A 7,480-nucleotide genomic window follows, 5' to 3' on the forward strand; every position below is an offset into this window, starting at 1 on the left:
CCACAAAACTGTCAAGCGGAGACGAAACCCCGCCTATTGCCAATGTGCTGTTAGCACCAGTAATTATTGAGTGTTCATCGGGGTCAAAATCGTTGGAGTAAGTCTGCCGTCAGCGGGCAAAGTAAGCATTTTACTCTCTATACTTTGAATTAGCTGTCCAACCGTTTGCCACTTTTCATAACTCAAGTTATATGCTTTATTTGGGATTGAAACAAACTTTGAGTCGTCAGATTTAAATGCATATGCTGCACTTGCGGTAAAAACAGATGCAATTGCAGCATTACCTTCTGTATTAATCTTTGTCCCACTAGTTATTGAAAATATTCCACTTTCAATAACATCAAAGCTTCTAAGCAGAAAAACACTTAATGATGTATCGTTAAGTTTTAATTTCTTTAATAAAGATGACTTATTAGTAATATCCAAATCAACAACTAATTGTGAAAAACTTGTATTATTTAAGAATGGGTAGTAAGATATTTCCCATTTAACTTGGTTTAAATCTGAGTTCGACATCATAGCTTCAACACTCCCGTATATGGGTACTGCTACTTTTAGTTGCGAAACAATAGATTTTTCAATTACTGTAGATTCTTGCAGAGTAGATGTTCTGTCATAAGTAATATCAATATTTTTCAGAGGAATTAAATCAACAATTATTAATTTATTATTTTCTTTTTTTCCAATAACTAATGTACCTAACTGCTGTTTGACATCAACTAATCTAGTGAACACAGTTAAGGAGTCAAATTTCAAATCAGTACCAAGTGAAACTAATCGCTTTTTATTGTCGTTAACATCATATAATGTCAATCCGGTAAGAGGAATGGTTTGATTTACGTCAGAATTGTTATCAGGTATCTGAATCGGGTCTAATGTAAATTTAGTATTTGATTCAGCAGGGTTATATTTAATTTTAATATTTCCTCCTTTATACCCCTTTGTTACAATAAGTTTGGTAGTTGGGGTAATATTACTTTGATTTACAATGCTTTTGTCAACAATATATGATTCATTAACTTTCAGGTTTCCTTTTTTATCGTAGGATTCTATGTTAATCGTCATATCCGATTTTATGTAATTTCGGATTGTCAAATTTGCTTTTACTTGTGCTAATAGCGTGTGTCCAGCCATAACAGAGATAATTGTAATTAGTGCAGTTTTTTTCATTTTGTTGTTAATTTAAAATTGTTGAATGTTGTCTTATTATTGGTGCTAACGGTTTGGCGCTTGGCGAAGAAGCGGATTTCGAAGCACTAAACTGTCTGCCAGCACTGAACTTGATACGAAGCACAAAGCTTCATTCAAGCACTGAACCCGCTTTTTTGCCAAACGCCTGTTATCGCTTCGGTGTTCTTTCATTCGGTATCGTTTTCTGCTTTGGCGAAGACATACTCTTTGACAAGTTTTGGCTTGTGCGGTTGGTTTTCGTGCGACTTGGCAATGTGTATGGCTTTTGGGGAGGGAATATCTACTAAATAGGTTAATAAATGTTCAGCCCAAGCTTTTGATAGTAAAGGAGGAACTGCGTTTCCAACTTGTATATAATAATTTCTTTGAGTTTTTGAAATCAGTTGAAAATCATCTGGGAATGACTGAAATCTCAATCCTTCTCGAATTGTAATCATTCTGTCTTCTTCATAATGTATGTTACACCCAATATTTGGGCGGTTAAAATGCGTGTTTATTGTATAATTTGGTTTTTCTGGGTCAAGTCTTCCATAAGTAGTAGTTCTACCTCCTGTACTTTTGAAATACATAATCCTTTTTGTTGAAACACTATCTGGAATATCCATATAATTACCTCCTGGTTTGACGTGGCTAATTATTTCTTTGTCTGTTGGACTTGAATAAGGAACAATATGTAAAGTTGTTTTATCAGCTTTTTTTCGCATTAATGTCTGATATTCATTTTTTGGCTGGTGTTTATATTTTGTTTCTCCTTTTTCTGTCGGTGAATCCAAATCAGAGATTGCTTCAAAAGAAGAAATCCATTTTCTCTTTCCTTCTTTGTTCTCAAAATGGGTTTGTGGTGGTGCTGAAATGTCAACTCCTATTTTGTTTCCAATTATAAATACTCTTTTTCTTCTTTGAGGCACACCGTAATCGGCAGCGTTAAGAGTAAAAATATTAATATGATATCCAATGTCCTCAAATGCTTGTTTTAAGTTGTCAATTACCTTTGAGCCATCAGCTGCTTTAGAAGATTTAATTCCTGTAACATTCTCAAATAGAAATATTTTGGGCTGAACTTTATTTACAACATCCAAGTAAGAATAAACCAAAGTTGACCTATTGTCATTTGGGTCTCTTTTTCCAATTCCTGAAAAACCTTGACAAGGTGGACCACCTATTATTAGGTCAGTATTTGGAATTGTATCTAAATCAATTTTTGTAATATCTTCATTCAAAATATGGTCTCCGATGTTCAATCTATAAGTATCACAAGCATCTTTCAAAATATCATTTGACCAAATCAAATCATAGCCTGCTTGTTTAAATCCTAAATCTAAACCTCCGCATCCTGAAAATAAACCTATTACTTTAATATTATTTTTTTTCATAATCTTCTATCTTCTACTAGGTCTGCTAAAAAGAGTTCAAAGAAATTTGTCATTTCAGTGCTAGAATTAAATCCTAAGTTGTTCTTAGAAAAAATAATTTTGGCAACTTCTTCATCCAATTGTCTTCGTGGTGATGATAATCCTTCGTCTCCACTTACTGATACAATTAAACTGTTAAGATTTTCAAAGGCAGAAACAACAGAATCTATTTCAGCTTGTGTAAGCTGTCTTAAGTCAGGTACTTTTAATTCATTAATGTGAAAACCTTCCAATTTTCTTAAACCCTCTTGATTATTTGAATGAATTTCAAATTGAATTTGCCCAAAGCAAGAATTTAGATATGCAGTAATAAATTTGATTTGACTGGAACTTGAGATTGATGTATTCGTGTTGCCATTTTGAAAACCAGCTAAATAAAAGAAATTAGTAGAAAGTACTACTGGTGCAGAAAAAGGATTGTAATAACAAGTATGTTTAGTCCTTTCTGCTCTAGGAATTAGAATATCAAAAGAAATCCTATTTCTGAATGCCGCATTTACAATTTGTCTCCACTTATCTGAATCTGTTGCATTATTGGCAGTAAATATTGAATTAAGTGAAACATCTGCTTGATGAATAGGGTCTAATCCATTTGGCGAATTGGCGTCATATTGAGTTGGAAAATGTATTGCTGGCTCCTCTTCTAAATTCGTTTGTTCTAAGATTAATTTTCTAGCACTTCTGCTGTTTTTAATACCATAACCTTTATTTGAATTTGAAATTCCAGAATATGGCGCTATATTGAAATTTGGAAAGATAATTTGTGATCCGCCATTGTTTTCTGCCCCACCACGTCTTTTGTTTACAAAAAATGTGTCTAATGGTTCTAAGAACGATAGAGAATCTAAAGTCTGAAATTTTTCTTCTGGGTCATTGAAATACATTTTCCAATTTGCAGAAGGGTCTATATTTCTATCCGTAACCTTTAAGGTGTAATTTGCAGTTATTACCGAATTATTCGTTGAAGCAATAATTGATTTTACATCATTTGGTCTTGATAACAGGTCGGAATCAATAATCCTTAAAAATTTTATCTGGTTAGACGGTTGTTTACTTAAAACAATAATTACAGTAGTTACTTTGAAATCTTCAAAGTAATTTCTTGGGTACAAAATGATAGATTCAACTTTATCTAAAACGAATTGCTTTAAATGTTCGCCTTCTTCACTGTTTAAGAATTTAGCCATTAAAATTAATCCAGCTCTACCTTGAGAGTTTAAGTAGTGCCAAGAATAATTTACGAAATAAAAATATAAATTAGGTTGCGATGCAAGTGTAACGAAATTCGTTTGCCCATTGTTGGTAATTGCATTATTCATTAGAGCCTTATCTGCAACTGTTATCGGTGCCTCAGGATTGTCATTTCTTAAAAAAGGTGGGTTCATTAATAAAACATCAAACCCTGAACTATTTGGATTGCTAAAAGAATTGCCAGAAATAATATTCGCGTTGGTGGTGTTATTTACTCCCGAAAGATTTTTTGAAACCAATCTGAAAGTTGCTAATTGAGCTAAAAATGGGTCAATTTCAATTCCAGTAACTTGATTTAATAATTGATTATGGCTTTTTATAATTGCATTTGAAAGGGTAAGTATATTCAAGAAATCATAAGCAGCATCCAATAAAGCACCATCACCTGAACAAGGGTCAATTACAGTTGAGTTTTCGTTTTCTATTGTCACTGTTGCCAATAAAATTGATAACTCTGTGTCGGACATTATTTTTCCTTTTTTATGAAGTGTATTTTTATCATAAACTTTTGAAGTCAAAAGGTTGAAAATATACTGAGGCAAAGGGTTGTCGGAAACAGCTTGCGAACTATAGCTATTTAAAGCTTGAATAGTATTTTTAAAATATTGAATAATCGATGCACTTAAATTTTCAGGAAAAATTCTATCGTTTGAATTCGGATGATTAGAAAATACTTGATTAAAATCTAACTGTAATACACGATTGTAGTTGTTTGCTAGCTTTGTAATGAATGTTTGTAGATTATCGTTCGCTAGTGGAAAAGTTCGGAAAAAGCTTTGATTTGGATTACTTGTTTGATTGTAATAATCTTTTAGATAGGCAAAAGCCAATAGCCTGAAAAACTCATAAAGCGTAACTTCATCTGCTAAGTCCTTGTTTAGAGTCAAACTGTTACTAACACTTTGATAATTTTGAACAAACGTATCAATAATAGGTTGCCAATTATTATCCCAATCAGGTTGTGTTCGATTATAAATAATTTGTAAAATTTGTTCAAACGTTGCTTGAAATTCAATACTAGTTTGTGTTGCGTCCCGATATTGCGGATTAAATGGAGTATGTGACTTTGGATTTCCTTTCAGTATGCAAGTTGAAATAGGACCCTGTCTTTCTGCAAATAAGATTAACTCTTCAATATTCGTTAAGCAAAAATACTTTGGATAATTTGGCTCCCAGTAAGGTGAAAAATCCGAAACATAAGACCTAGATTGGTTTTGAAATCTTTGCGATGTAACATCACGTGCTGTTTTTTTGACCTCAATGACAAAGATATATCTATTTGAAGATTTTAACTTAATGGCAAAGTCAGGAATTATTGTGCTATTGGGAATTGCAGGATGATGAACTAATTCCATCACAGAGTCAAAGCCACAATTGGTGATTGCATTCTTAATTGCATTTTCAACAACAGGATGAAAGCCAGTAACTTCATCAGAATTATACCAAAGATTTATCATATTAATTCAAGTATTCTTTTATTTCATTATTTAATTCATCAACTGTTATTGATGAGCTGTTTATTTTATTGTATTCGTCAATCAGCAACAAATCAATTTGTTCAATTATTTGCTTTTGCCCATTTTCGTATCTGCTAACATTCATCAACTCTTTTCCAAGTAATTCTAATTTTTTTATGTTCTCTTCTGAAAGTTTATTTATGTCTATTACTTTCACTTCTTTAAATTCGTAAAGCTGTATTTTTCTCAAACCATTTCCTTGACTTCTTGAATTACTTAGTGTATTTAATCTCGTAAAGGATGAGTTTAAAATTGAAAAATTGGCTAATTCATTATTCTTGATATTGAGAATATAAAAGTTATCCGAAGACAAAAACTTGTTTGGGTTATAAATGAAATCAATATTCTTTCGTAAGTAATAATTAAAAATAAAATTACCTGTTGCTTTCAAATTGATTTTATACCAATCACTTTTAGTTTCAATATCTCTTTTTACTGCTAAAAACTTTTGAGAAGGTGCTTTTAAAATTTCATTTTTGACTGATTCTAAATATTGCTTAGTTTCATTAGAGATTGACCCATTAACTGCTAAAATGTATGCGTTCTCTTGGTTTACAGTGTAAGTTTTTATCTGTGAAACATCTTTTACAATAGGTTTTAACTCAGGTAGTTCATTTTTTGAGAAAATAAAATGGCTATTTACTACAGCCGATGTTCCTCTTTGTATTGGTTGGGAAACAATTGTTCTAAGCTCTTTAAATAGGCTGGATTTGAAATTGATTATGCTGTGGTTGTTAAAACTATAAGTCAATAACTCTTGCTGCTTTAATTTTAAACAATTTGCATTTAAACCATTGTAAGTTCTTAAATCGTTCAAGTCATTCAAGGGATAATATGATATAGATTTCTTATGGTTCTTATCTTTTACAAATTTTATCACTGTAGCGCCTATTTCTACATCATCAAAGGCACTTTTTTTGAAATGATAAATACTATCTAAGTGTCCTAATTTAAGGAAAGATTCTTTTAAGAATTTTCCAAAACTGCTATAAAGCCAACTGTCATATATCACTGCAACCATTGCACCTCCATCCTTCAAATGTAAAATGGACTTTAATAAAAAGTAGATATATAAATTTGATTGCGATGGAATAGTTGATAATATAGAAGATACATTATATCTGATATTTTCTTTTGAATTTGCACCGTCTGCTAATAGTTCTTGTCTTACATATGGAGGGTTTTGGATTATAAGGTCAAACTTTTCGCTAAATGGCAAATCAAAAAAACTCCCATTAATTAAAGTCCTATTTGGGCTTACATAGAATTTTTTTATTTCTTCCGTAATTAGGTTAATGTCAATTTCAATTCCTTTTAAATTGCAATTTGAAAAGTTCTCAGACATTGCTTTAAAAAAAGTATTTGGACCGATGCAAGGATCAAGTATAGAAGAATTTTGTTTTAGTGTCTCTCTCAATAAACCAATCATAAACTTTGCTAGAATTGCCGATGTAAAAACTTGTCCTAAATTTTCATCTTGTTTAGGATTTATAGTTTTAGTCTCGAAATCCTTTGAAAAGAACAATTCCAACTGCTCTTCAAAGGTTTGCAAAACCTCTTCTAATTCTTTATATGGCTCACAAACTGTATTAATCATTTTTAAGACTTTTATATTTTACTTGTTCCTCGGCTACTTTCAAAGCTGATAAAGCAGATTCTTCATCTCTTACAATTGAGTAAACTTTGTTTGCAAGCCATAAAGATTCAAGTTCTTCAATTGGAGTTTTAAAAAGTTCATTTAATTTCGTCAAATCTTCTCTTTTTAAGGGCTTTTGGTCATTTTCTACTTTACTTAAAAATCCCTCACCAACGCCAAGACTGTATGCAAGTTCTCTTTGTTTAAGACCTGCATTTTCTCTTAGTTCTTTTATTTTTTGTCCAAGTGTCATTGTCTGTTTTTGTACTTGTCTAATTTTGGTCAAATGTAATAAATTATTTTGTGTTTTTCTGTCGAGCGTTGGAAAAAAATGGCTCTTTTGGTTTTTTGAGCGTTGGCTTGTGTGTCGGAAAAAAACCAAATGTGCCATTTGTGCGGTTGGCTTCTACACTGAGCGATAACTCATTTATAGCCGCTATAATCCTTCGCCTATCCGCCAAATTGGTTGTATA

5 protein-coding genes are annotated in these 7,480 nt (G+C 31.8%); all 5 read right to left on the minus strand.

The window, feature by feature from the left end; genetic code table 11:
* Positions 1-63 precede the first annotated feature (63 nt).
* Entirely contained in the window at positions 64-1,170 is a 1,107-nt protein-coding gene (locus ACOYLP_RS09630) for a hypothetical protein (protein ID WP_422855959.1), read from the minus strand.
* 188 nt (positions 1,171-1,358) lie between these two features.
* Positions 1,359-2,564 (minus strand): DNA cytosine methyltransferase, encoded by a 1,206-nt coding sequence (locus ACOYLP_RS09635; protein ID WP_422855960.1) that lies wholly within the window; start codon positions 2,562-2,564, stop codon positions 1,359-1,361.
* A complete protein-coding gene (locus tag ACOYLP_RS09640) occupies positions 2,561-5,311 on the minus strand; it encodes a BpuSI family type II restriction endonuclease (RefSeq protein WP_422855961.1) in 2,751 nt (916 codons plus the stop codon). Before ACOYLP_RS09640 ends, ACOYLP_RS09635 begins: the two co-directional genes overlap by 4 nt.
* Before the next feature lies 1 nt (position 5,312).
* Entirely contained in the window at positions 5,313-6,968 is a 1,656-nt protein-coding gene (locus ACOYLP_RS09645; protein ID WP_422855962.1) for an Eco57I restriction-modification methylase domain-containing protein, read from the minus strand.
* Positions 6,961-7,260, minus strand: a complete 300-nt coding sequence (locus ACOYLP_RS09650; protein ID WP_422855963.1) for a helix-turn-helix domain-containing protein — start codon at positions 7,258-7,260, stop codon at positions 6,961-6,963. The genes ACOYLP_RS09645 and ACOYLP_RS09650 overlap by 8 nt, the downstream gene beginning before the upstream one ends.
* Positions 7,261-7,480: the final 220 nt, after the last annotated feature.

Source organism: Flavobacterium sp. (assembly GCF_049318325.1).
In the GTDB taxonomy this organism is placed as follows: domain Bacteria; phylum Bacteroidota; class Bacteroidia; order Flavobacteriales; family Flavobacteriaceae; genus Flavobacterium.

Bases quoted from the DNA above. Each gene is read 5' to 3' on its own strand.
- ACOYLP_RS09635 (WP_422855960.1), bottom strand. From the start codon at position 2,564: ATGAAAAAAAATAATATTAAAGTAATAGGTTTATTTTCAGGATGCGGA.
- ACOYLP_RS09640 (WP_422855961.1), bottom strand. From the start codon at position 5,311: ATGATAAATCTTTGGTATAATTCTGATGAAGTTACTGGCTTTCATCCT.
- ACOYLP_RS09630 (WP_422855959.1), bottom strand. From the start codon at position 1,170: ATGAAAAAAACTGCACTAATTACAATTATCTCTGTTATGGCTGGACAC.
- ACOYLP_RS09650 (WP_422855963.1), bottom strand. From the start codon at position 7,260: ATGACACTTGGACAAAAAATAAAAGAACTAAGAGAAAATGCAGGTCTT.
- ACOYLP_RS09645 (WP_422855962.1), bottom strand. From the start codon at position 6,968: ATGATTAATACAGTTTGTGAGCCATATAAAGAATTAGAAGAGGTTTTG.